Here is a 23,408-nt window from a genome sequence, read left to right as displayed (position 1 = left end):
AACTCGCCTATGCCTCCTGATCCCGCGCCGGGAACAGCCCGGCGCGCGGTCTCCCCACTCGACCACCGAGTCGAGTCCGCGACCGGCCACGACGTCGACACCCTCTGGGCCCACCGCGACCGTGGCGTCCTCGACGAGCCGCACGCACGCCTGGTGGACCTGCACCGCGAGCTGGCCAAGGCCGAGACCAGCGTGACCTTCCACCGAACCCTCCTGCACCGACTCAGCAGCAGCGAATTCCCCGTGGATGCCGCCCTGTTCGCGCGGATCGGTCGGACGGTGGCCCAGCTGGCCGAGGCAGCCGGGGAACGCGACACCGCCGCGGCCCGCGTGATCGCCGCCCTGGAGCCGATCGAGACCGCCACCCGCAGTGCTACACAGCCGGACGGCTGTCGGGCCCTCCTTGTGGCTGACCAGGCGGCGCTCCTGGCCATCGCTGGCGGCGCCAAGCTGCACGAGCATCTCCTGACCGGTCGGATGTCCGTGGCCACCGCCTCCGGCACCCGGATCCCGTACGTCCACCTGCAACGGCTCGAATCCTGCGGGTTGGTCTCCCGGGACACCAGCCATCCGGTCCACGCCGGGCAGCCCGTCGCGTCGACCGACGCGGGCCGCACCGCACTGGCCGGCAGCCACCGGCCGAGCGCAACCGCCGCCCCGGCCCGTGGTCGGCCCGGGGCCTGGCCGACCACGGCCAGGCCCCGCCGCTGACCCCCGCCCACTTACCGAAGGGCCCTATGCCCCCACCTGAACTGGACTTTCGCCTGGACGACTTCGAGGCCGCCGACGAGCGGATCGAGGAGAAGTTCTGGCATGCGATCGAGGTCGAGCAGGACATGCTCACCGCACTCGCCGAGTACCACTCCCCCGACGGGGCGCACAGTTTCTACGTCCTCCACAATGGCGCCGTGACCTGGGGGATCCCCGGCGAACCGCAGATCGTCGCCCTGCACCTCCAGCGGGACTTGGAGCGAGGGACGTTCCGCTTCGAGCACGCCGAACTGCCCCTGCCCGCGATGGCCCAGTCCTGGCTCATCCACCGCGGCTGCCCGCGAGACGCCATCGGCCTTCTCCCGGACGCGGCAACCGCGCCCGCGGACGAGACGACCCGCGCGTTGGAGCAGCGCCTCATGGACGACGGGGACCACTTCGCCCTCCTGCACAGCTACACCCGGGACGACCCCGACGACTTGACCACCGTCGTGGTCCTGCGCGCCCTCGGCGAGCGCAGCCCCGCGCCTTTCCGTGTGCTGCACGAAGAAGTGGACGGCGACGCGTGGACCCACACCCTGCGCGAGGGCGGCTTCGCCACCGTCGACGAAGCCGTCCAGTGGTGCGACGACCGCCTCATTGGAGAGGCCGCGCCTTTGCCGCCCGTCCGGCTCGCGGCCCGGTCCACCCGGATCTCGGGCACCGTGCCGGCAACTCCTGCGAAGCGCCCGTCAGGGCGAAACCGCTGAACGTCAAATCCGCTCAGCGGGCCGCAACATAGCCGACGATCGCCGGTTAGCCAAACCGGCGAATCCATGGACTCTTGTACAGCCGACGGGGCGAAAGCCCCCTTCCGCATCTCTCAGCATTCCCACTTCCCCGTACGGAGGTTACTTCCGCATGCGCTCCGCCCGAATAGCGATATCCGCCGCGATGCTTGGAGCAATCGCTCTGCCGTGGCTGTCCGTCCCCATCGCCAGCGCGACAACCGTCGCCACCGCAGCGACCGTCTCCAGCGCCAGCAGTTGCCGGACCAGTCCGCCGCTCCCCTACACGGTCCACACGAAGGCTGTGACCATCCGCTCCAAGGCGTCGGTGAAGTCCACCAGCCTCGGCATCCTCTACCGCGGCCACAAGTTCACTGTCCACAAGACCAGCGGGAACTGGCACTACATCACGGACCGGACCACCGGTGTGAAGGGCTGGGTTTCCGGCACCTATGTCTACCGCGACGTCCGTATGTGCCTCGACTAAGAAAAGCCTTCAACTCCGCTCCGAAGTAGACGAGTTGCTCCGTCCCCTTCTCGTTGCTCGTCTCCATGGAAGACGAGCATTTCCCGTGCCTTTTGGAAGGAGTTCTCTGTGTCCGACGGCATAGAGGATGTCGTGGGCGTGCTCACCGAACAGATCGAGCGCCGCTTCGAGATGAGCATGGACGAATTGACCGCCGCGGTCGCCGCAGCGCCGGACGCGAACCCCGAAGCCACCGACATCGTCAAGTGGCACGGGCTGCTCACCGAGTCCCAGGCGGCGCTCCAGCGCGCAGAGGACGACCTCCTCGCCGCACTGGAGGCACAGCCCAGCGAGGTCGACGACCCGACGATGAGCCTCGCCCACCGCGTCAACGCGGCCGTGACCGCGCGTGACGGACGGGCCATGGTCGTGCGCTGGCTCCTCGACCCCAACGCTCCCGGCAAGAAGGACCCCGCTGCCGAGCGTCTGGGCCGCGGGGCCCGCCGAGGCCCGGCCGTGCACACCAACGCGCCGGCGCGACCCGCGACGGCGCCCGCAACAGGCCGAGGAGCCTTGCGGTGAGCGTTCGCGACAAGCCCTGCACCCAGGACGCCCGGCTTCGGGAGGTCTTCGGCGCCCCGGTCGCCAAACTGTACGCGACGGCCGTGAGCCCGGACGCCTCCGCGGCGCTGACCCGGGCGCTCGAACTGCGCTCGTTTCTGGCCCTGGCCGAGGAACAGGTCGCCCGGATCCGCGATCGCGTGCACGAGGCGATGGCGCCCGAGCGCGACATGGACGAGTTGTCCGCGGACGATCTGCGGATGGACACGCAGTGGCTGGAGGCGGCGCTCCACGCCCGCGACGGCTACCGCGCAGCCCTTGGCGACCTGCTGCGCAGCATGCCTCCGCCAGGACGGCACGCCCGCCCAGTCCGCATGACCCAGCAGACGATCACGACCACCCTGCCCCCTGCCACCACCGCCCCGGCACCCCAGCGTGCCGGGGCGGCCCAGGCCCGCCGACCGTGAAAGCCCTCGCCGATTGCCCCACCCCACGTCCGCTGAGATCGCCGCACGGATCGAGGAGTTGTACGGCGCTTCGCTGAACGACCTCGACGCCCACGCCAAGGACCATCCGCCCGGCATGCTCGCCGCCCTCCTTGGCAGCCACGACCAGCTCGCCTTCGCCGAGCAGAGCATCACCGTCCACCGCCAGCGGCTCCAGCAACTCGTCCACCCCGAGCGGCAGATCGGCACCCACGAGGTATCGCACATCCTCGACTGCGCCCGCCGCCTCGCCGAAGCCGTCGCCGTCCGCGACACCCAGGCCGCCACCACCCAGGCGGTTCTGCAGAGCCTCGGCCGCACCCCAGCACCGCAGCCGCCCACCACGTCCGCGCCTGCCGCCGTTCCCGCTCCACCCGTACCGACCATGAGCGCCGCCCCGAGCCGCTGAGCCGATCGGGCCCCGCCCTTTTCGCACCAGGAGTTCCCCCTTGGCCACGACCGGTCTGCCACCCGCCGCGGATGCCGACATCGCCCGGGTCACCGAAGCCCTCCACATGATCACCCCGCGCTGGAACGTGCGGATCCTGCTGGCGCTGAACGAGCCCCCGCAGCGCTACACGGAGATAGCGAACAAGCTGCCGTTTCTCCAGAACGGCCAGCTACACCCCAAGATCCGCTCGCTCTGCGACGCCGGCCTCGCCCAGCGCACCGAGCAGTCCGCTCGCCATGTCTTCTATGGCCTCACCCAGCGCGGCCGACAGCTCCTTCCGGTGCTGCCGTTGATCGCGGCCTGGGCCGAGGAGCACTTGGAGAAACCGGAGCAGCCGCTGTCCGCGATCGAGCAGGTCGAGGACAGCCTCACCCTCCTCACCCGCAGGCAGTCTCCGGCGATCTTGTGGGTGCTGAAGGCGCGCCAGGAGGCGAGCGCCCGGACTCTGGCCCGCATGGTCATCCCCGGCAGCTACTGGACCAACATTTACCCGCCGCTGCGTCAGCTCATCAACGACGGCCTGGTTGTGACGGTGGGCAGGGGCCAGCCCTACCGCCTCTCGCCGGGCGGCGACGGACTCGGCCACGTCTTCGGCGCGCTGTCTATGTGGGCCGCCGGACGACCGGTGGACCACGCTGCGAGGCACCCGCTCTGGGGCCGGCCGGACCCCAATGCCACGACCGCTCCTCGGACGTGGGTCAGCCACGAGTCCCGGCTTCCGGCCCCCTCCGCCCTGCCGGCACCGGCTGTACGGACCCAGCCCGCCCGTTACCCAGCCTGGCGGAACGGCGACCTGTTCTCCCACGCCACACCGGCCCGCCCCACACCCGCGCTGCTGGCCGGAGGAGTTCGCCGATGATGCTCGTCCCCTCTCCCCAGCAGCTCCAGGCCGCGTGCACGGCGCTGTCCTCCGCCAGCCTGATTCGCCTGATCAGCGAGATCGACGACCACGGGGCCATCCCACTCCGCGCACTGGCATGCACCCTCACGGACCTCACCACAGACCAGATCCGGAAGGCCACCAAGCAGGCAGACGCACTCGGACTCCTCGACCGCCCGGGCTCCGGTCTGGGCCTCACCCCAGCCGGACAGGACCTCGCCGACGTCTATGACGCGACCGCCCGCTGGGCCCGACGCAACAACTACCCGGCACCGATCAGCGACTTCGCAGGACGGATCCGCCACACCTTCGCCCTGCTGGGCCAGTTGGCCGCGGCGGATCCTCGCCCCAGGGACGACGAGGCCGACGCCGAACTCAGCCGCGTCCACCGGCTGCTGGCCGAGTGGATCCACACACACCAGTCCCCGCAGATCCACAGCGCCGACGGCGTCGCCGCGTGACGCCGGGCACGGTGGCCTGTTCCACCGCCGGCCTGAAGCGCAGGATCTATCTGCCGCGCGGGGCGGATGCCGCCGCGTTCGCGATGACCACCTACGGCATCCCCCTGCTCGTCCTGGCCATCACTGGCTCGGCGGCCCTGACCGGGCTGGCCTTCGCGCTGGAGTGGATCCCGAGGATCGGGGCGTTCACCGTGGCCGGCACCCTCGTCGACCGCTACGGCACGGCCCGCATCTTCCGTGCCGCCTGCCTCGCACGGGCCCTGGCCGTACTCGCCGCCACCGTCGTTCTCACGGCCCTCGAAGCCCGAACGCCGGCCGCGACGGTCACGGTGATGCTGCTCGCCGCCTCGACCGGTGTGCTCACCGAGTTCAGTTTCGTGGCGGCTGAAACTGCCGGCAGTGAGGCGAGCCGGAAGGCAGGCACCCGGGCTCACCGGGTGCAGTCCGTCCTGCTGGGGATCGACCAGACCGCCATGCTGGCCGGGCCTGCGGTCTCCGGCCTGCTGCTGGAGAACGGCGGACCGGCCGTCATGCTCGGAGCACTCGCGAGCCTCTCCCTCCTCGCCGCCGCACTCGGCCCCCGCGTGCGGACCGAGCCGCTCGACGTGGCTACTGCCAAGCGGGGGCTACGGGCGGGCTGGGCGACGCTGCGCTCGCTGCCGGCCCTCGCCTGGCTGGTGGGCGGCCTGGTTGTCTCCAACGGAGCCATGGCTCTCCTGCAGGCCGCCGTCCCGGTCGTCGTCGTCACCGAGCTGGACCACTCCAGCGCGGATGCCGGACTCATCTGGTCGGCCGCAGCCGTCGCCTCCCTGCTCGCCATCACCGCATCCCGCGGCGCGATCGACCGCTGGGGCCTGTGGCCGGTCGGCGCCGTTGCCGCCGCGGTCGCAGCCGGAGCGACGTTCGCTGTCGCGCAGGCCGACACCTACCGCGGCTACCTCCTGCTGATCGCCGTCGTGATGGCCGGCGAAGGGAGCCTCACGGTCGTCTTTCGTACCCTGCGCTCCCGCCTGATCCCGCCCGACGTGTTCGGCAGCACCCTCGCGGTAACGGTCCTGCTGCTCCTGCTGCCCTTCCCCGCAGCCGGCCTGCTCGTGGCGGCCGTGCCACCCGCCCAGCTCGGGCACGCCGTCACCGTCGCCGCCGTCCTGCAGGCCCTCGGCTTCGCGGTCGCCTTCACCCGTCTGCGCACCCTGCCCGCCGCGCCCGCCTGATCGTCCCGGTACGAGAGAGGCCTTCGTCGCTCATGTCCACCGTCAGGCAAGCCGGACCTCCTCCCGCACCAGGGTGTCCGGCCGACGAGCACCGAGCAGTTCCACGCCTTCGATACCAGCCACCCCTGGGCGTAACGGGCCCTGGAGCTGCTCGTCGCGTCCAGCGCCTCTCTGTCGGCGCGACACGGGTCGGCATGAAGGCGCTGTTCGAGGCCCTGCGCCGGCCCCACCCGCACGGCGTGAAGGGCCTCAACAACAACCACACCGCGCTCTACGCGAGAAGGCCGCTCGCCGAGCACGCCCGGAGTGGGCCTGCGCCATCGAGGTCCGCCGTCGGTGCAGCCCATGAGCACCGGCCAGCCGAATCCTTCCTCCACTTGATTCTTCGAGGAGCACCCTCTTGTCCGACCGTCCTGTCGTACTGGCCGTGGCCGCAGCCGACATGGAAGCCGAGGCGTATCGCGGCTACTGCCTTGAGTCCGTGGCCGCCGCCTACGACATCGTCCTGATCACCAGCGAGGAACCCTCGTGGGAGGTGCCGTTCATCCGGGACTGCGTGGTCGTGCCTGACCCCACCGACCAGGCTGCCCTGTCCGCCGCAGGGCGAGCCCTCGCCGACCGCTATGACCTGGCCGGCGTGTTCACCTGGACCGAGTGGTACCTCGTCCCGGTCGCCCGCCTGGCACGCCAGCTCGGCCTGCCCACCACGGCGCCCGAGGTGATGCAGGCATGCCGTAACAAGGGCACCGCGAGGAGCCTGTTCGCCCGCCACGGTGTCCCGTCGGCCGCATCGCTGAGCGTGCGCACCCGCCAGGAGGCGCAGGCCGCGGCCGAACGGATCGGCTACCCGATCGTCCTGAAGCCCGCCGCGCACGCGGCCAGCATCGGCGTGATCCGCGTCGACACCCCCGAACAGCTCCCGGCCGCGTACGAGTTCGCCGCCGGGGCCGCTGTGCTGGGGACGGAGAGCACGAGCGTGCTGGTCGAGGAGTACCTCGACGGACCTGAGGTCTCGGTCGAGTGCGTCACCTACCAGGGCGAGACCACCGTCATCGCGGTCACCCGCAAGACCGTCAGCACGCCCCCGTACTTCGAGGAACTCGCCCACTCGGTGGACGCGTCCGACCCACTCTTGGGCGTGGTCGCCCCGGCGGCGCGAGCCGCGATCGGCGCACTCGGCATCACCGACGGCGTCAGCCACGTCGAGATGCGCCTCGTCGACGGTCGGCCGCGACTCGTCGAGGTCAACGGCCGCATTGCCGGGGACATGATCGGCCATCTGGTGCGCCTCGCCACCGGCATCGACCTGCCCCGCGCCGCAGCCGACATCGCCTGCGACCGCGCCCCCGACCTCACTCCCACCCGGTGCTCGGCCGCCGCGATTCACCTGATCTACCCAGAGACCTCCGGCACCCTCACAGCCCTCCACTTCGATGGACCCCGGCCGCCGTGGCTAAAGCGGATCTCCTTCCAGCGCAGCGTCGGCGACCGGCTGCTGCTCCCGCCTGAGGGAGACATGTTCTCCGCCCGGATCGGCTTCCTGATCACCACGGGTGCCTCTGCCGACGACGCTCGGCGCCGCGGCCAGGAGGCGCTGGGCGCCCTCACCCTCGACGTGGCGCCCCACAACAGGGCCGACCAGGACACCGGAGCGGATTCCGTCGTATGAAGACGGCACCCCTCACGGCCCGCCGCAGCCGTGGGCTGCTGACTGGCTACTTCGCCGGCCTCGGCGTGGTGATGGCTGTCTGGGGCGCCCGGATGCCGGCCGTTCAGCAGGCCGCACACCTGAGTACCGCGCACCTGGCCCTGGTGCTGCTGGCGGCAGCACTCGGGATGGTCGCAGGGCTGCAGTCCGGAGGCCGTCTCGCCCGGCCAGCACGCCTTCCTGCCCTGCTCACCTCCGGTGCAGCTGGCCTTACCGCATGCCTTGCCTTCCTGGGCCTGTGCGACAGCCTTGCGTTGCTGCTCGCGGCAGCCCTGGCCTTCGGTATCGCGCACGGTGTGCTGGACGTTGCCGCCAACTCGGCGGCAGTGCGCTGCCAGAATGCCTACGGCAGGCCCATCATGTCCGGCCTCCACGCCGCCTACTCCATCGGCGCCCTCGCGGGAGCCGCCCTGGCCGCCGTCACCGCCCACACCGCGCACAGCACCCTCTTCCTCACCACCGGCCTGGTCCTCACCGGGGCCGCGCTCGCAGCCGCACCGGCAACCCGCTCCCCGAACGGCACCGATCAACCGCCTGCACCCGCCCACCCCGGGCCCGACGAGGCCCGGCCGACGCTCTCGTCGGCGAAGCTGTGGCTGCTGGGCGCGCTGGCCGCTGCGACTCTTCTGGGAGAGGGAGCAGCAGCCGACTGGGCCGCCGTCCACCTGCACAGCCTGCATGCCTCGACGGCCGTGAGCGCCGCCGCGTTCGCCCTCTACAGCGCGGCCATGGCCACCGGCCGACTAACCGGCGACCGGCTCACCACAGCCTTCGGCGCCCCCGGTGTCGTACGGGTCGGCGCGATCCTCGCCGCAGCCGGGCTGACCACCGGCGTCGTCACCTCCAGCACCCCGTTGGCTCTGGCCGGCTGGTCGGTCTTCGGGCTCGGCCTGTCCATCACTGTTCCCTGCCTGATCAGCGCCGCCGGAGTCGGCGGCCCAAGGGCCGTGGCCACGGTCGCCGTCACCGGCTACCTGGGCCTGCTCGCCGGGCCCGCCCTCATCGGCGCCCTCGCCGCCGTCACCACCCTGCCCACCGCACTGCTGCTGCCCGCCCTGCTCGCAGCCGCCGTCGCCGCTCTGTCCCACCGTGCCCTGGAGAAACCCTCCCCTTGACCCTCACCACCGCCACCGCGACCACCGCCCTCGATGCCCTGATCCTCGACTACAACGGCGTCATCGGCCTGCAGCCCACAGGCTCGCAGTGGCGTCACCTCGGCCGCCTCGCGGCCTGGCCTGACGACGATGTCGCCTCGTTCCAGAGCGCTTTCTGGAGCGCCCGCGAGGCGTATGACGCTGGCCAGCTCAGCGACCTCGCGTACTGGGCCCGCGTACTCGGCTACCATCCCGGCCCACGCATGCTGCGCGAACTGCGCGCCGCCGACACCGCGATGTGGACGCACACCGACGACCGTGTCCTCGCTGTCTTGCACCGCGCCCATCGACGCGGGCTGCCCATGGTGCTGCTGTCCAACGCGCCTCACCCTCTCAGCGACGTGCTCGACACCCACGACTGGTGCCGCCGGCTGATGACCCGGGCCGTGTACTCAGCCCGGCTGGAGGTGTGCAAGCCGGACCCGGCCGCCTACCGGCAGGCCCTGGAGGCCACCGGCGTCGGCGACCCGCAGCGCGTGCTGTTCGTCGATGACCGGGCGGACAACTGCCGCGCCGCCGACCGCCTCGGGCTGCGCACGCTGCACTACACCGGCCGGCCCGCCGACCTGGAAGCAGCACTGCTGCCCAGCACCCGCTGAGCCGCTCCCCAACGCCTACCTCTCAGGACCTGCGTGCCACCCCACGACGACCTACACACCATCGACGGGGACGTCTACGTCTCCCCGCGCTACCTCGCCGCCACCACCGCGATCGGCGACCCGGGCCTTGCCCCGCTCCTCGACCTCGGCTGGGATCTGGAGCACGACGACCTCGGCAACGCCTACGTCCACGCACCCGACCGCAAGGTCCGCCTCGGCTACCTGCCCGAAGGCGAGGACGACGGCCTGTGGCGCATCAACGCCTACCAGGATCCCTTCGGCCCGCCGACCTGGGGCGTCTGCTTCAACAACTCCTGCCCCACCGAGTTCGTCACCGCGTTCACCACCGCGCTCGCCGAGGCGTACGAGCAGGGCCCCAACGCCTACCTCGCGACTCCGAAGCCGGGCAGCGCGGACCGCGACCCGTTCCTCGCTGTCGTACCGCTCATCAACCGCGGCTGGCAAATCGAACATCCCCGGTGGGGCGTCTTCGCGATCCAGTCGGCCGACGGCCTCGCCGGACTGGAGTTCACCACCGGGCGCCTCGACCCGGAAGCGGAGCTGACCACCCGCGACGCCCGCTGGCAGCTGTGGGCCGGCACCTCGATCGAACGCCCAGCCTGGTACGCCACCGCCAGCACCGACACCCCAGTGGCCCTGATCAAGGCCGTCACCGAGTGCGTCTCCGATCCCGCTCCGCTGCCCCGCTGGCGGGAAGAAACGTACAGCTATGTCGAGGGCATGGCCCAGCTCACCCGGGTCATCCCGCCGCGCCCGTCGGCCCCGACACCGCTCGACGTCCAGCGCGCCGCTGCCCGACGCCCCGCCGCGCTCCCCGCCTCCAGCGTCCCGCGCTGGAGCACAACCAGTCGGTCGGCCCTGCCCGGGCCTCGCCGTTGACCATCCGCCGCCTGACCGCTCGACCGGAGGCATTCGCTTGGCCCTGTACGCCCGCGAGTTCTTCATGGAGCACCTCAAGCTCCCGTTCGCCGATGCCGCTGTCGTCGGCAACACCTACTACGCGACGCCTACCCCGGGGGGCCCGCTACGGCTGCGGATCGACTTCGCCCGGACCATCCGCGCAGACGAGTACGACGGCCTGCGGCTTGCGACCATGCACCAGGACACCGGTGAACTCGACGCCGTGGCATTGCGGTTCGAGGATCACAAGACCTTCGACCACCGCGACGCGGCCCGGGGCCGCAGCCCGCGGGAATCGGGGTACGGCACGATCTGCGAATTCCGCGACCGGCCCGACTGGGTGCCATGGGAAGGCGCCCACACCAGCGGACTACGTGCCGCCGTCGAGCAGTACACGTCCGTGTGGTTTCCCGGTGCCTGGAAGACGCCCGCTCCATCGCGCACCTCGGGCCGCACCGCCCGGAAGACCCCGTCGCCGCCGACCGCCCGCAGCGGCAGTCGCTCCCGCTGAATCTCCGCAGCCCCGAGCGGCAGCCCCTTCGTCATCCTCTTCTTCGTTCAGGAGTTCCTGCTTGCGTATCAGTTCTGCCCGCAGCCTTCCCGTTGCCGTCGCCGTTGCCGCGGCGGTGACCGGCACCCTCACCTGGGCCCCGGCCGCGACCGCCCAGATGACCGAGCCGACTCCCTCCGCCGCTGTCGCCGACACCCCCCAGCCCGACGCGGGCGGCATCGCCATCGTCAAGAAGGACCCGGCCGGTGACGTCCTCGAAGGCGCCGCCTTCCTTCTCCTCGACGCCACCGGCCAGGAGGCCGGCAGCGGCAACACCGATGCGCAGGGGAAGCTGACCTTCACCGGTCTCGCCCCCGGCGTCTACCGGCTGAAGGAGACCACCTCCGGCAGCCCACTTCACGATGTCGTCGCCGACCAGGACGTCATCGTCACCCCCGGGGCCACCGCCCGCCTGACGATCGTCGACCCGTTCAAGCCCGCCCAGGTCCTCCTGAAGGCCAAGGACGACAAGACCGGCAAGCTCCTGCCCGGCTCCACCGTGAACATTGGCAGCGGCGAGACGACCCTGCTCACTCTCACCACCGGACTGAAGGGCACCGCCACCGGCGAACTCCCTGTGTCCAGCCGCAAGGCCGAGTTCTGGGTGAAGCAGGTCAAGGCCCCCGACGGCTACAACCTCTACAAGCCGACGAAGACCTTCACCGCCGGGCCGGGCGCCCCGGTCACCGTGACCGTCACCAACGCCAAGACCGCCACCACGCCGAAGCCCACCTCGACCGAGAAGCCGACGGACAAGCCGACCGACACCCCGTCCACGCCCACCGACAAGCCGACCGAGAGCGCCTCCGGCGGATCAAAGACCAACCCGACGGCCACCGACTCTTCGATCGTCCCGTCCTCGGACGGGACAGACTCCGCGTCACCGAAGACCCCGGCCGGCTCCCTCGCCCACACGGGCGCCGACGCCACCCCGTGGATCCTCGGCGGCGCCGGACTCCTGCTCGTCGGCGGCATCGGCGCGGTCGTCGCCGCGCGCCGCCACAAGGACTCCGAGCCGGATCAGGACGAGAACGCCGAGACCAACTGAGCGGCGTTCCCCTCAAGCAGCAGGCCCCCAGGACCCAAGCTCCAGTCCTGGGGGCCTGGTGCGTATCCGTGCTCCTCCGCCATCACCTTCGCGGGGCGTTAGCGAAGGTGTGTCTCCGCACCTCAGAATGGGTGCAGCTCTTCCCCTTGAAACGCTGCTTCCGCCTGACGGGGAACGCCCGACGCCGCAGAGCTGGTGGCCACCTCCGAGGGAGCTCCCAGACTCCCGTCCCGTACGGGTGGACTCCCGCCGTACCGGCGCGGCCCATGATGACATTCGCGGTACGCCCGATCCGCAGCGCGATGAACGCAGTAACGCCGCTGGCGAGCGCGGACACCGCGCTAAGACCGTCGGCCCAGGACACGTCTGTCATGGCAGGGCAGGCTAACGGAGGCTTAGGACGGCCGCGGTCCGAATCGGAAGGCACGACTAGGTTCGCTGGCAGGGAAGCCGACCACTGGGCTCGCTGCTGTCCGCTCTCAATGAAGAGAGTCGACCGCGGGACCCCTGACCAGAGAGGACTACGTTGAGACGGCCGCTCATTGAGTGGTCCGCTCGCTCCCGGCCGTTGGCCTGCGTCGACTCGATTCGGTGACACGGGACGTTTCCCGAGGGAACGCGTCGTCTGTTCCTTGGAGGAACGCCCGTCCTGTTCCCTCGGGGAACAGCTGTGATGTGCTTGCACTCCCAGCGTGTTCACCTCATGCGGCTAGGTTCGATGCCAAATGCCTCGATGGAATTGTAGGATCTCGTGGATCATGTTACGAGACAGCCCGCTGACCTGATGCTCTGCGACCTGTCTCACCGTGTGGCACGGAACATCTGTCTCACGAGGGTGGCCATTTCTTGAGCGCAGACGACAGACTCCAGCGATGACCTCGATTTCCCCGCGACCCGCTCGACGCGAACCCGCTACCGCCGACCTGATCTCTATCCGGATCTTGCGGTTGTCCGCAGTTTAGTTGCGGCCCTGGAGCTGGCTGCTGCTGAGCAAGGGCACCACCTGGATGCGTGGGACAGAGCCGGTTGCGGGACAGAGCTGTTCGTACGACAGACCCGGTGATGGCGCGGCTCTCTCCAAAGAGCCTTCTTCACCTGCGGCTTCACGAAAGAGAATCTCTGCTTCGCTCGCCGGGTGCGGCTCACGCTTCTGGTTCCGTTGCGGGTCACAAAACGCGTACTCTCTGCGGACATGAGCGGGGTGGGTGCTGTAGCCGAGGTAGGCAGAGGCGGGAGCCGGTACCCCTGGATACGTGGTGTGCATGAGATCAGCTCTCCACCCGAAGTCGACCACTTCGGGTGGGTGCTGGAGACTCCGTGGGCGGGGGCCGGAGTCCCGCTGACAAAGCGACGCGAGGACCCACTGCTCGTGGTACTGGGCGAGCGGGGATGCGGTAAGAGCGACCTGTTCATTCAGGAAGCCGCGGTGCTGAAGTCCGAGGGGCACACCGTGGACCTGATCGATTTGAAAGCGCGGGGCCGGTTCTACGAAGCGGGTCGTGCGGGTCAGGAATTAGGTGCTGTCTTCGAGCGGGCTTCAGAGGCCGAGCCAGGATACGTCCTGTTGGACAGCCTTGATGAGGGCCTGGACCGGCTTGGGGTCTTGCACGACGTCCTGGTCGCCTGTCTGGAGGAGCTCGGCCGGGAGCGGCGAGGGCGACTTCGGTTGCGCATCGCCTGCCGTTCGGGTCGGTGGCCTCGGGGTCTGGAAAGAGACCTTGAGTCGCTGTGGGGGCCTGGGGCGGTGTCGGTTGTCGGTGTGACGCCGCTGAGCCGTTCGGACGTGGAGATGGCTGCCGCCTGCGATGGCCTCGACGGCCGTAAGGTCGCCCGGCGGCTTCAACGGAAAGGTGCGGTGGCCCTGGCCCGGTCCCCGATCACCTTGAAACCGCTGCTGGAAGCCGAACGAGAAGGACGGGGCCTGCCCTCCACGGTGGCCGACGCCTACCGCCTCGCCTGCAGGCAGCTGTGTTCGCATGGCCACCGAGACAGGAACCCGCTGGGGCCCGATCATCTGACGGCCCTCGCCAACCGGGTCGCCGCGTCCCTGCAGTTCGGCCACTACGAGGCAGTACACGACACCCAGGGTGCCCCCAAGCCGGACGACGTGGCGCTGCATGACCTGGAGGGCGGCAACGAGCCCGGCCCTGCCGGGACGCCCTTCCACTGTGGGGCGGCGGAACTACTGGCGCTGGTGGATTCCGGGTTGATGGTCGATGTTGGGCTGCGGCGCTGGGCATTCGCCCACGGCAGCTACCAGGAGTACCTAGCCGCCCAGTTCTTGGCCCGGCACGGCTTGCGCGGGGAGGCGCAGCGGCAGTTGCTGTGGATCGGTGACGGCGCGTCCCGGCACGTAGTGACGCGGCATCGTGAGGTCGCTGCATGGCGGGTGGTGGACGATCCTGAACTGTTCGCCGAGGTCCTGCGGGACGATCCTGAGGTGTTGCTGCTGGCGGACCTTACCGCTCTCCGCGATGAGCAGCGCGGGGATGTGGTGGACCGGCTCTTCGGCCTGGTGCGCAGCGATGACACGGTGCGTCTGGACCGGTGGCCGCTGCACCGATTGAATCATCGAGGGCTGGCCGCCCAGCTGCGGCCCCTCCTGCGCCCTGACACAGCTGATCCTGTGTTCTCCGCGGCGCTCAGCATCGCCCGCGCCTGCCGACTGCCGGAGCTCAACGATCAGTTGCTGATCGTGGCCGAGGAGCAGACGGTCGATTCGAATCTGCGCCAGCAGGCCGTCGAGGCACTGAGCGAGGACCTGGAAGCGAGCCACGTGACCCGGCTGAGAGCGTTGGCAGAGCACAACGACGCGGACCTGGGCCGGGTGCCGGTCCAGGAGCTGGTTCCGGAGCGAGTGGCCTGGTTGAGGGCGTTGGCTTGGCGCGGTGATGCGGACTTGGCCGCGGCGGCGCTGGAGCGGTTGTGGCCGCGGCACCTGCGACTGCCCGACTTCCTGGACCTGATCCCACCCTCGGGCGACCCCACACGAGTCCGTGCCGCGTGGCTCCTGATAGAGCGAGCTCCGCACGTGCTGAGGCCGGAAGACATCGACGACGCTGTGGTTTGGGCGACACGGGTTCTGGGTTCCCGGCACCCTCGAGCTGGCCTGACCCCCGCCGGTGAATCACAGCTGTCCGTACAGCTTCCAGTACGCGTTCTCGCCGGGGCGATCGCACTCCTCGACGAAGCCGCGGATACGGACCGTGCGCATCGCGACCGGCGGCTCGCCCAGGTTGCCGAGGCTCTCCACACCCTGGCAGGACGTGCCGATTTCGATGACCGGTACCAACTGGCCCAGGCGGTGGGCGAGGTACTGGAAGACCGGCCGAACCTGCGCCGGGAGCTGAGCCGCTGCGTCCTGGAACGAGCCGATGACCCCCAGATCGCCCGGCTTACATCCCGACCGGGCAGTCCCGCCTTGTTCGCCACCGACGAGCCGGTGTACTGGGCCCTGCAGTGGCCCACGCTCGCCCCCAAGGCTCGCCGACACGCTGCACTCCTAGTAGCGGAATCGCCGGACCCGGCGGACCCGGATCTGCCGCGCGCTCTTGAGCTGCGCGAGTACGACCCGGAGCTGAAGGCCGCCACCGCACGGTGGGACACCCGCGCGTCAAAAGCCGAGCAGCAGCGCGAGCACGAAGAACAGCTCCACCGCCTGGCATTCGACGAGACCCGCATGCGGCAGGCACTCACCGCAATCAGCGCCAGTGAGGGGCCACCGGAGCTTCTGTGGCAGGAGATCGTCGGTGAGCTGTACCGCACCTCGGACGGCAGTGAGGCGGCGGCGCAGCACGGTTGGCTGGGTGCCGTGGCGGCGGCTCCGTCGTTCCCGCCCGAGGGCAGCGAGCTGCATCACCTGCTACTGGACGCGGCTACGACTGTCGTTCGCCGCTCACCGCTTCTCAGCGCAGGTGCCTCCGACCCAGTCGGCACGGAATGGAGTCAGGACGTCAACACCTGGAGCCAGGCCGTCACCACACTTACGGCACTCGCCGTGCTGAACCCATCTCGTCTGGCGGACGCATTGAACGATCCCCGACGCGCGGCCGCAGCCTCGATCGCGGCCGCAGCCAGCCACTGTTATACACAGGACGACATCGCCTTGCGGCGTACGCTGATCAACCGCTGCAACAACCTGGCTGGCCGAGAACTGCCGAATCTGCTTACGCATGCGCTGGACGGATGCAGTTATTCAGTCCTCTTCTCTCTCACCGGCATCTACGAGAGAGCGGACGCGACCTCTGCCGTCGACGCTGTCCTCACGTGGGCACAGGCTCCCGCACGTGAGGTCTGGCAGTGGAACACGGTCCTCACGTCTCTCGCCCTCGCCGGCAACCAGCAGGCCGACGAAGCCTTGGGCGCAATCGTGGCGGACTCGGAATTGCAGCGCAGCGCCGCCGAGTCCCCGCGGTGGATCTGTGCCGCCACCGCAGTCTTGGCAAGCCCCCGGCTGCACAGCCTCTGGCCCACCCTCAAGAACGTTCTGCTACAGCCTGGTGTCCTGGCGGCTCTGCTGGATCAGTTCTTTGCGACTTTTGACGAATGGCCGCCCGAGGTGGCAAGACTCCCGGAGGCTGACCTGGCGGACCTGTATGCCATAGTCACCGACCGCGTCGGCCCACCAGCCGATACCCGTGCCTCCGCAGCAGGGGGCGTCCGTGACCCTAACCGCGAACTGCAAAACAGCCTGCTCGCCTTGCTAATGGACAAGAACACCATGGCAGCAGCCCGGCAATTGGACGCCCTGGCAACCCGTTTTCCGGATCTTGCTTATCTGCGCAGGCATGCCAAGGAGGTCGCGTACGCTGCCGCCGACCGTCAAGCCGTTTCCGTGGCCCCGTCTACTCTTCTGCGTTTGGCCGGGGACGCCAGCATCCGGATCATCTCTGATGAGCGCCACCTTTTGGACATCGTGGTGGCCAGCTTGACAAGACTCGAAGCGGTCCTCCGAGGCCCCAACGGCCTGGTAGTGGCCCTGTGGAACCGCCAGAAGTGGCAAGTGGACCACGCTGAATGGTGGCCGTGCTGGGAGGAAGACTTCAGCGACCTGGTCGCCGCCTTCCTACGCCAGGACATCGGCGGCCACCGCGTAGTGATTAACCGCGAAGTCCAAATCGACCGCCCCGGATTCCCCGGCAAACGCACCGACATCCAGATCCAGGCCACCACTCCGCCCACCGAGGGTGGCGACCCGCTGACCGTCGTCATCGAATGCAAAGGGTGTTGGAACAAGGACCTGGCCACCGCGCTGGCCGACCAACTCGTCGGCGACTACCTGCGCACCCCCCGCACCGCAGGCATCTACCTCATCGGGTACTTCGACTGCGACCGCTGGAACCATGACGAGCGAGGGAAGCGACACCGGGCACCACGTGATCACACGATCCTCTCCGTGCAACATGAACAGGATGCACGTGCCCAGGAACAACGCGACCAGCACGGCGCAATCGTCGCGGCGAGAGTCCTCGACTGCCGCCTCCCTGGATCTGGCGAACCGTGGCGTGCCGAGCCCGGCACTCCTGTCGTGTAAGTCTCGGCTCGGTGGCCGATCGGCCACCGAGCGGCCCTTGATCGTGAGATCCGGCCACGCGATTTGGGATCCCATAAATGGTGCGGGACCGCAGTTCGCCCGGGGCAGACAGGAAAGAGCCAAGAAAGACTGGCCAACGAGCGATGGGACATGTCAACGTAGACGACCTTCCCATAAAACTCCAGGTCAGAGAGGTGATCGCCCGTGACCGTGGCTCCCGTGAGCCCCGGATTCTCCACCACCGTCCAGGCCCTGAGGTTGCGCGACTGGCGGCTCGGCCCGGGCCAGCCCACGCTCGTCATGGATCAATTCTCCGCCGACGACTTCCACATGGTTGTGGACGACCGCGCCGACGTGCATGTCAATTCGAAGGATGGCCGTTTCTACTTGGGATGGTTCCCGCTCGGCCGCCCCGGAACCGACGGCGAGGGATGGAAGATTGCCGTCACCGGCACGGCGAAAGTTCCGGGATACAGCATTTTGTTCGACACCGAGACGCCGGCCGATATCGTGGCCGCCGCCGTGACGCGCGTGCTGGGGACCTCCCGGCCCTTGTGAGAGGAAAGTCGAGTCCGTTTCGGGAGACCTGACTCGGCGCCGCACTCCCTGTCCCACCCATCGAACGGCGCGATACTCCGCCGTCTCGTGAACCTGCTTCCCGAACGAAAGGAGACTTTTCGTGCAGCCCTCGGAGATGACCGTCGGTGACCTCATCGACCGCCTTTCCACCTGCGACCGGACCGCGCCCCTGCGGATGGCGATGAACCCGTTCTTCCCCATGGCTCACCGCGCAGCACAGGTCGTCGAAGCCCGGGATGAGGCCGGACGGCCTGTCGTCTACCTGGCCGAAGGGCGGGACGCGGACAGCCAGTTCGGGCATCTGCCGCCCGAGGTAGCCGTCGCCCTGACCTGGCAGGCCCCCGTCCAGGTGCCACCGCGCCGCCCGCGCCGCACCGTCGGCGGCAAGTAGACATGCACCCAGCCCCTGGAGGCGCCCCTGAACCCCAACCCCCCACGCGACGCGTCCACCCCGAACCGTGCCCAGCCCGCGTACTGGGTCGGCCCCAGACACCTGGCCGGTGACGACGGACGTCTCTACGACACCGTCGCCGACACGCTCGCCGACCTCGGCTGGACGAGCCTGGCGATTGTCCGAGGACGCCAGGAACCGGACGAGGCCCCGGAGGATCGGCAGGTCCTGCGCAGCACCGTCCTTCACATGAGCCCCGATACCCTCCGGTGGGCTCAATGGACCCTGGCGGACGAGCCGTTTCGCCTGGGCGAGCTGCCGATTGCGTGGCAGGTCTCCGCCCGCGAGGACGTGACCACTCCGCTTGCGCAGTGGTCCGCCTACTTCACCCCCGACGTCCCGGGCGAGGTCCTCGTCGACTTCCTCCTCGCGCTTGATGCCCGCGACCAGCCCACCACCGGGTTCACCAGGCCTGAGTTGGTCCTCGACGCCGTCACCGCACACGGCTGGCTCCGCGACGTCGACCAGCCCGACGCGGGGGCTACAGACCCGACCTTCACCTCCCACCTCAGCCTCGGCGAGGTGCCGCCCCTCATCCAGGACGCCGACCCCCACGCCCTGACCGTCGAGGCGGACGAGGCGGGACCTGCCGGATGGCAGGCATGGGCAGAGCCTGTCCTGGGTGCGCCCTGCCTGTGGGCCGTGTCCTTCAGCGCCAGCGTGCCGCACGATATCGTCGCCGCCTTCGCTGCCTCCCTCAGCTCCACCGCGCCGGTTCTGCGCCGGGTGCTGCCCGAGAGCACGCGGGACCGACTCCTGCGCGCCCCGGCCGGCTGAGTACCGGCCGACCGTTCGCATACACATGCCCGGCCCTCCCAAAATTCGGGAGAGCCGGGCTTCGTGTTGTGACCACTAGCTTGTGCGCCTCTCGATGGCCGGACATGTCACGGGCGCCCCTGGCCGTTCGCGTGGCCGGGGGCGCCCGTGACATGGGAGGGGGAGCGTCAGCGGGACGCTGTCGCCTTGGCGAGAGCCCTGTCGAGGTTCTGGTCGACGAGGGCGGGTGCGCCGGAGACGATCAACAGAACGTTCCCCGTACGGACCGCGGTCTGCTTGACGACGCTGTCCTGCCCGCCGGCGGAGAAGGTGAGGAGCATGCTCCATCGCTCATCGCCAAGGTGGGGCGCGGACGCCCGATGCGTGGTGACACCAACCGTGCTACTGCCCACCAGGACCTGATACTCCGGGCAGCCGGTCATCGCGTCAAAGATCCGCCCGGTGCCGTCGGAGAGCTTGTCCGAGGTGTCGCTGTACAGCTCCTCGGAGACCTCAGAGTCGCTGTCGCCCGTGTAGGTGAACGACGCCTTCGCCTTGCGGGGGAAGTCCAGCGAGCCCCCGGTGGCCGCCTCGCCGCCGAGTCGGTCGAGGGCGGGGCAGCCGAGGACGGTGACGTCGTCGTGCTGGGCGGTGGGCTCGGGCTTGCGGGTGTAGCTGGTGCCGAGGCCGCTCTCGTCGAGGAGCAGGGTTTGCAGCGCGGCCGACGACAGCGGCGCCGTCTGCCGTTCGCCGTTGGCCGGGTTGCCGGAGCCGGCGGCGGACGATGGGGCGGGCTTCGCTTCGCCGGAGTTGGTGGAGCAGGCGGGCAGGGCGAGGACGGTGACGGTGGTGAGGCCGAGAACGGCGGTGGCGACGCGGACGCGCACGGAGAGACCCCTTGGTGCTTGGTGGCATTTGGGCAGTGCGGGCCCCGTAGGCCCGGTGGGGTCGTAGGGGAGGGGTCAGTGGCCGAGGTGGCGCAGGCAGTCCTCGAACGTCGCGTGCGTTGCGTCCGAGGGGCCGGAGCACCGGTTGAACCAGGCGGTGTCGAGACGTGGTTCGAGCTGCTGGTGCCCGGTGCGGCAGCGCAGCCACACCTGGCCGCGGGTGGAGATGATGAGCCAGTCCCGGTACGTCTCGCACTCGGCGCAGGCAAGGATCTTGTCGTCGAGGACGATCGGCCACGGCCAGGGCATCACCCGGCCCTCGACCTGATCGTGGCTGGGCACCCGCAGCTCCGGTGGCAGGAAATCGTCCACCACGGGCGTCGGCTCAGCGGGCGGCTCCGGGGCGGCGGCCGACTGCGCGAGGTGCGGTGGCATCTGGTTCGCGATCATCCGCGCCTCGAGCTCCGCGTGCCTGCGCAGTATCCCGGCGATTTCTTCCTCCGCGCGGCGGCGCCCTATCCGGTGGAACAACCGTGGTCCTCCTTCGTCTCGTCCTGCACACATGATGATCGTGCCGCAACTGCCTGACCAGCTTCCATTCAAAGAGTCAACAGTCATTGCCTGCGGCTACGAGATCCCGACCGTTCTTGGTCGGGCCGTTGCGCGCGGCGTGTGCCCGGGGCTGCTCCGTGGCCGCCGGGTGCCATGCCGGTGATGTCTGCGGGAAGGCCGGCGGCCCGGCGCAGCCGCCACACGAGTACGTCGCTGACCGACTCAGCGGTGGCCAATTCCCGTTGTCCGGCTGCTTCGGCGAGGAGGACGGCTGGGTCGTGGCCGGCGTTCTCGGCGTCTGCGAGCGTGGCGGCGAGGGCGTACCAGCCGGGCTCGGCCAGGATCCGCTCGGCCAGTTTCGGCAGCGCCTCGCGCAGCGCCGCCGTCTGCCGCTGCTGTAGGGGGCGGTTCAGGTGCCGCCCTCGCTGGTAGAGGGCGCCGAGGGGCTGCGCGGCGGCGGCCTGGTAGGCGGCACGTAGGTGCTCGGCGGCCTGGCGGGCTGCGGCGGCCTGCTGGGCGTGGTTCCTTTTCGCGTGCCAGTGGGCGGCGGCCGTGATCAGGAAGAACAGCATGTCGATCGCCATCGCGGTGGTCGCGCCGTCCTCGCCACGGCCGATCGCGGGACCGCTGCGCACGAGGTCGCGGGCGGCCTGCCGCAGAGCCTGGTTGTGCCCGTGCTCGGCCCGGACGTGGGAGCGGGATGCCCGCTCGAACGCCCAGGCTGCTTCCCGCAGTTCACGGCGGGTGTGGGCGGCGGAGGTCTTCGCCAGCGCGTCCAGGACCTCCCCGGCTGCCGCGATGTACGCGGCGGCCACCGCGTCGTCGCTGTGCTCGACGATCAGCACCGCCTGCCATGCGGCCGAGGCCGTACGCCTTCGGGCGGAGGCCGGGCCGCTCGGCGCAGGCTCCCCTGGCGCGGTGTCCGGGGTGTGGCTGTCGGCGGACCAGCGTTCCCGGATGCGGGGGAGGGACAGGTCCGGCGCGAGCCGGGCGCCGGGGTAGAACACCGGCTCGTCCTGGGCGTTGCGGTCGTCGGGCAGGGCGACCTTATACCCGAGTAGGTCTCCGGATGGGGCGGCCCGCTTGCGGATGAGCAATCCTGCGGCAGCCAGCCGGTCGAAGAACTCCTCCTCACTCTGTGCGCCGGCCACCGCGCGGCGTACGGTCTCGCGCAGTTCCTCACGCGCCGTCCGCTCCCGGCCCTGGCGTTCGGCCTTGTGGCGTTCGGCGCTGGTAGGCCGTTTCGCGGCAGTGCCGTCGCCCTTGTTGAGACGGCGCAGGCCCAACTCCACTTCCAGAGCTCGGGCTTGGGCTTGGACGCGGGCGGCATCGTGGTCCAGGTCGGGCTTGTAGCCGTCCTCCTGGACGAGGGTGGCGACGATGTGGATGTGGTCGTCGGCATGGCGGACGGCCGCCCACCGGCAGCCTGCGCCCTGCTCAGGGTCGTCGACGCCGGCGGCGGCAACCATACGGCGGGCGATGTCGCCCCACTCCTCGTCGCTGAGGATGCGGTCTTCGGCGGCGTTGCGGACGGACAGGTGCCAGACGTGCCTCGTCGGCCGCTCCGCCTCGTCGATGTTTTCCAGGGGCTGGTCGAGGAGTTGCTGGAGCTGCTTGAGGGTGGCGGACTCGTCGCGGCCGGTGTCGGGGGCGTTGTGGTCCCAGGAGGCGACCAGGTGCGGATCGGTGTGTTCCTCGTACTTGCCCGGCCCGTACAGGTAGTAGAGGAGGCCGAGGGTGCGCTGCCCGCGCTTGTGGATCCTGGGGATCACGCTGCTGTCCTAGAACGATTGATCAAGTGGAATCACCGCCTGTCCAGCAGCCGGTCCGTAGCCGCCTGCACGCGGGTCACGGCAAGTTGGACCGCTGCGACGACGGCGTCGACCTCCGTGGGCTGACCACCGGAATTGATGGCACGGGCTACCTGGTTGAGGTTGTTCCCCACGTGACCGAGATGTCGGCGGGCGGCGAAGAGCTCGGCGACCAGTTCGCGATGGCCGGCGATGGCTGCAGCGGTGTTCTCGCGATCATGCGCGGCGGCGAGGCCGCTGCGCGCGAGGAAGGCGGGCAGGCTCGTACGGGCGGCGTTGGCGGCGGCGACGAGGAGGGTCTTCTCGTCGCCGTTCAAGCGGACGCTGCACACGTAATCACGCTTGTTCGCGGGCGGCTTCGGTGAGCGCTTGCGCGAGGTCTTCTTCGCGTCGCGGCGCTTGCGCGGTGACGGCTGCTTCTCCGGCTGCGATCCGCCCTCGGTCGTGGCCTCGTGGACCAGCGCCCCCCGGTGCTGGTCCGCTCCCGCCACCCCTGGGGCGGGTCCGGTCGAAGGCGCCTTCCCCGACGGGGAAGAGTGCCTTGATCGATAACTTGCTCGCCCCGAGACCGAGTTGAGGTCACGATCAGGTTCCGGGGCGTCGCCGTTCTCGTTCGTGTTCGTCATCGGGTGCGGGGCCTCGTGGTGCGGATTCGGTGCTGGATGGCGGCGGCCAGCTCCACGACGTCGGCCGGTCCTGCGAGCACGCGGACGGGGCCGTCGGGCTCGTGCTGGACGAGCCACTGGCCAGTCGGGGTGAGGACCGCGGCGTGCAGGTGCCGTCGGCGGACCAGGACGTCCGCCCAGGCGCCAGCTTCGGCGGTGGTCGGCGCGGACGAGCGCGCCATGAGGGGGTCGATGGTG

General features: G+C 69.8%; 24 protein-coding genes. 19 read left to right on the top strand and 5 right to left on the bottom strand.

The genetic code is table 11. From position 1 onward, the window contains the following. Positions 1–9 precede the first annotated feature (9 nt). The 19 genes from IE263_RS29595 (at position 10) to IE263_RS29505 (ending at position 19,316) form a co-directional block, all read left to right on the top strand. The gene (locus tag IE263_RS29595; protein WP_189940877.1) at positions 10–711 is read left to right on the top strand and encodes a hypothetical protein; all 702 of its coding nucleotides are present in this window, start codon (positions 10–12) and stop codon (positions 709–711) included. 26 nt (positions 712–737) lie between these two features. Beyond that, the gene (locus IE263_RS29590; RefSeq protein WP_189940876.1) at positions 738–1,460 is read left to right on the top strand and encodes a hypothetical protein; all 723 of its coding nucleotides are present in this window, start codon (positions 738–740) and stop codon (positions 1,458–1,460) included. 184 nt (positions 1,461–1,644) lie between these two features. Next, positions 1,645–1,965, top strand: coding sequence for an SH3 domain-containing protein (locus IE263_RS29585; protein WP_189940875.1), 321 nt, complete (start codon positions 1,645–1,647; stop codon positions 1,963–1,965). A gap of 108 nt (positions 1,966–2,073) precedes the next feature. Continuing rightward, positions 2,074–2,526 carry a hypothetical protein gene (locus IE263_RS29580; protein WP_189940874.1) on the top strand — a complete coding sequence of 151 codons (453 nt, stop codon included), beginning with the start codon at positions 2,074–2,076 and terminating at the stop codon, positions 2,524–2,526. Further along, complete coding sequence (locus IE263_RS29575; protein ID WP_189940873.1) at positions 2,523–2,972, top strand: hypothetical protein; 450 nt, start codon at positions 2,523–2,525, stop codon at positions 2,970–2,972. Before IE263_RS29580 ends, IE263_RS29575 begins: the two co-directional genes overlap by 4 nt. 13 nt (positions 2,973–2,985) lie before the next feature. Further along, positions 2,986–3,399, top strand: a complete 414-nt coding sequence (locus IE263_RS29570; protein WP_189940872.1) for a hypothetical protein — start codon at positions 2,986–2,988, stop codon at positions 3,397–3,399. A gap of 40 nt (positions 3,400–3,439) precedes the next feature. Then, complete coding sequence (locus IE263_RS29565) at positions 3,440–4,300, top strand: winged helix-turn-helix transcriptional regulator (protein WP_189940871.1); 861 nt, start codon at positions 3,440–3,442, stop codon at positions 4,298–4,300. After that, positions 4,297–4,782 (top strand): hypothetical protein, encoded by a 486-nt coding sequence (locus IE263_RS29560; RefSeq protein ID WP_189940870.1) that lies wholly within the window; start codon positions 4,297–4,299, stop codon positions 4,780–4,782. Before IE263_RS29565 ends, IE263_RS29560 begins: the two co-directional genes overlap by 4 nt. A gap of 83 nt (positions 4,783–4,865) precedes the next feature. Beyond that, the gene (locus IE263_RS29555) at positions 4,866–5,996 is read left to right on the top strand and encodes an MFS transporter (RefSeq protein WP_189940935.1); all 1,131 of its coding nucleotides are present in this window, start codon (positions 4,866–4,868) and stop codon (positions 5,994–5,996) included. 442 nt (positions 5,997–6,438) lie between these two features. Next, positions 6,439–7,665: an ATP-grasp domain-containing protein gene (locus tag IE263_RS29550; RefSeq protein WP_189940934.1), complete on the top strand. Its 1,227-nt coding sequence runs from the start codon at positions 6,439–6,441 to the stop codon at positions 7,663–7,665. Continuing rightward, positions 7,662–8,819 (top strand): MFS transporter, encoded by a 1,158-nt coding sequence (locus IE263_RS29545; RefSeq protein WP_189940869.1) that lies wholly within the window; start codon positions 7,662–7,664, stop codon positions 8,817–8,819. Before IE263_RS29550 ends, IE263_RS29545 begins: the two co-directional genes overlap by 4 nt. Beyond that, on the top strand, positions 8,816–9,457 hold the full coding sequence (locus IE263_RS29540; protein WP_189940868.1) for an HAD family hydrolase: 642 nt from the start codon (positions 8,816–8,818) through the stop codon (positions 9,455–9,457). The genes IE263_RS29545 and IE263_RS29540 overlap by 4 nt, the downstream gene beginning before the upstream one ends. Positions 9,458–9,490: 33 nt before the next feature. Further along, complete coding sequence (locus IE263_RS29535; RefSeq protein WP_189940867.1) at positions 9,491–10,357, top strand: SPDY domain-containing protein; 867 nt, start codon at positions 9,491–9,493, stop codon at positions 10,355–10,357. A gap of 37 nt (positions 10,358–10,394) precedes the next feature. Continuing rightward, the gene (locus tag IE263_RS29530; protein WP_189940866.1) at positions 10,395–10,889 is read left to right on the top strand and encodes a hypothetical protein; all 495 of its coding nucleotides are present in this window, start codon (positions 10,395–10,397) and stop codon (positions 10,887–10,889) included. A gap of 61 nt (positions 10,890–10,950) precedes the next feature. Then, entirely contained in the window at positions 10,951–11,976 is a 1,026-nt protein-coding gene (locus IE263_RS29525; protein ID WP_229911225.1) for an MSCRAMM family protein, read from the top strand. Between the two features lie 1,369 nt (positions 11,977–13,345). Then, positions 13,346–17,509: an NACHT domain-containing protein gene (locus IE263_RS29520; RefSeq protein ID WP_189940865.1), complete on the top strand. Its 4,164-nt coding sequence runs from the start codon at positions 13,346–13,348 to the stop codon at positions 17,507–17,509. A 204-nt stretch (positions 17,510–17,713) separates the two neighbouring features. Continuing rightward, on the top strand, positions 17,714–18,067 hold the full coding sequence (locus IE263_RS29515) for an SPDY domain-containing protein (RefSeq protein ID WP_189940864.1): 354 nt from the start codon (positions 17,714–17,716) through the stop codon (positions 18,065–18,067). A gap of 121 nt (positions 18,068–18,188) precedes the next feature. After that, entirely contained in the window at positions 18,189–18,479 is a 291-nt protein-coding gene (locus IE263_RS29510; protein ID WP_189940863.1) for a hypothetical protein, read from the top strand. 15 nt (positions 18,480–18,494) lie between these two features. Then, positions 18,495–19,316, top strand: coding sequence for an SPDY domain-containing protein (locus tag IE263_RS29505; RefSeq protein WP_189940932.1), 822 nt, complete (start codon positions 18,495–18,497; stop codon positions 19,314–19,316). A gap of 167 nt (positions 19,317–19,483) precedes the next feature. Here the strand turns inward: IE263_RS29505 and IE263_RS29500 are convergent, their stop codons facing one another. The 5 genes from IE263_RS29500 to IE263_RS29480 all read right to left on the bottom strand — a co-directional run bounded on the left by IE263_RS29500 (position 19,484) and on the right by IE263_RS29480 (position 23,392). Continuing rightward, complete coding sequence (locus IE263_RS29500) at positions 19,484–20,182, bottom strand: hypothetical protein (RefSeq protein WP_189940862.1); 699 nt, start codon at positions 20,180–20,182, stop codon at positions 19,484–19,486. Positions 20,183–20,257: 75 nt separating this feature from the next. Then, positions 20,258–20,713: a hypothetical protein gene (locus IE263_RS29495; RefSeq protein ID WP_189940861.1), complete on the bottom strand. Its 456-nt coding sequence runs from the start codon at positions 20,711–20,713 to the stop codon at positions 20,258–20,260. Between the two features lie 83 nt (positions 20,714–20,796). Next, positions 20,797–22,506, bottom strand: coding sequence for a relaxase/mobilization nuclease domain-containing protein (locus IE263_RS29490; RefSeq protein ID WP_189940860.1), 1,710 nt, complete (start codon positions 22,504–22,506; stop codon positions 20,797–20,799). A gap of 32 nt (positions 22,507–22,538) precedes the next feature. After that, positions 22,539–23,036 carry a plasmid mobilization relaxosome protein MobC gene (gene mobC / locus IE263_RS29485; RefSeq protein ID WP_189940859.1) on the bottom strand — a complete coding sequence of 166 codons (498 nt, stop codon included), beginning with the start codon at positions 23,034–23,036 and terminating at the stop codon, positions 22,539–22,541. Between the two features lie 131 nt (positions 23,037–23,167). Continuing rightward, on the bottom strand, positions 23,168–23,392 hold the full coding sequence (locus IE263_RS29480; RefSeq protein WP_189940858.1) for a hypothetical protein: 225 nt from the start codon (positions 23,390–23,392) through the stop codon (positions 23,168–23,170). Between the last annotated feature and the right edge of the window lie 16 nt (positions 23,393–23,408).

The organism is Streptomyces aurantiogriseus, from assembly GCF_014649375.1.
Classification (GTDB): Bacteria; Actinomycetota; Actinomycetes; order Streptomycetales; family Streptomycetaceae; genus Streptomyces; species Streptomyces aurantiogriseus.
This window is presented reverse-complemented; position numbering and strand designations above follow the sequence as displayed.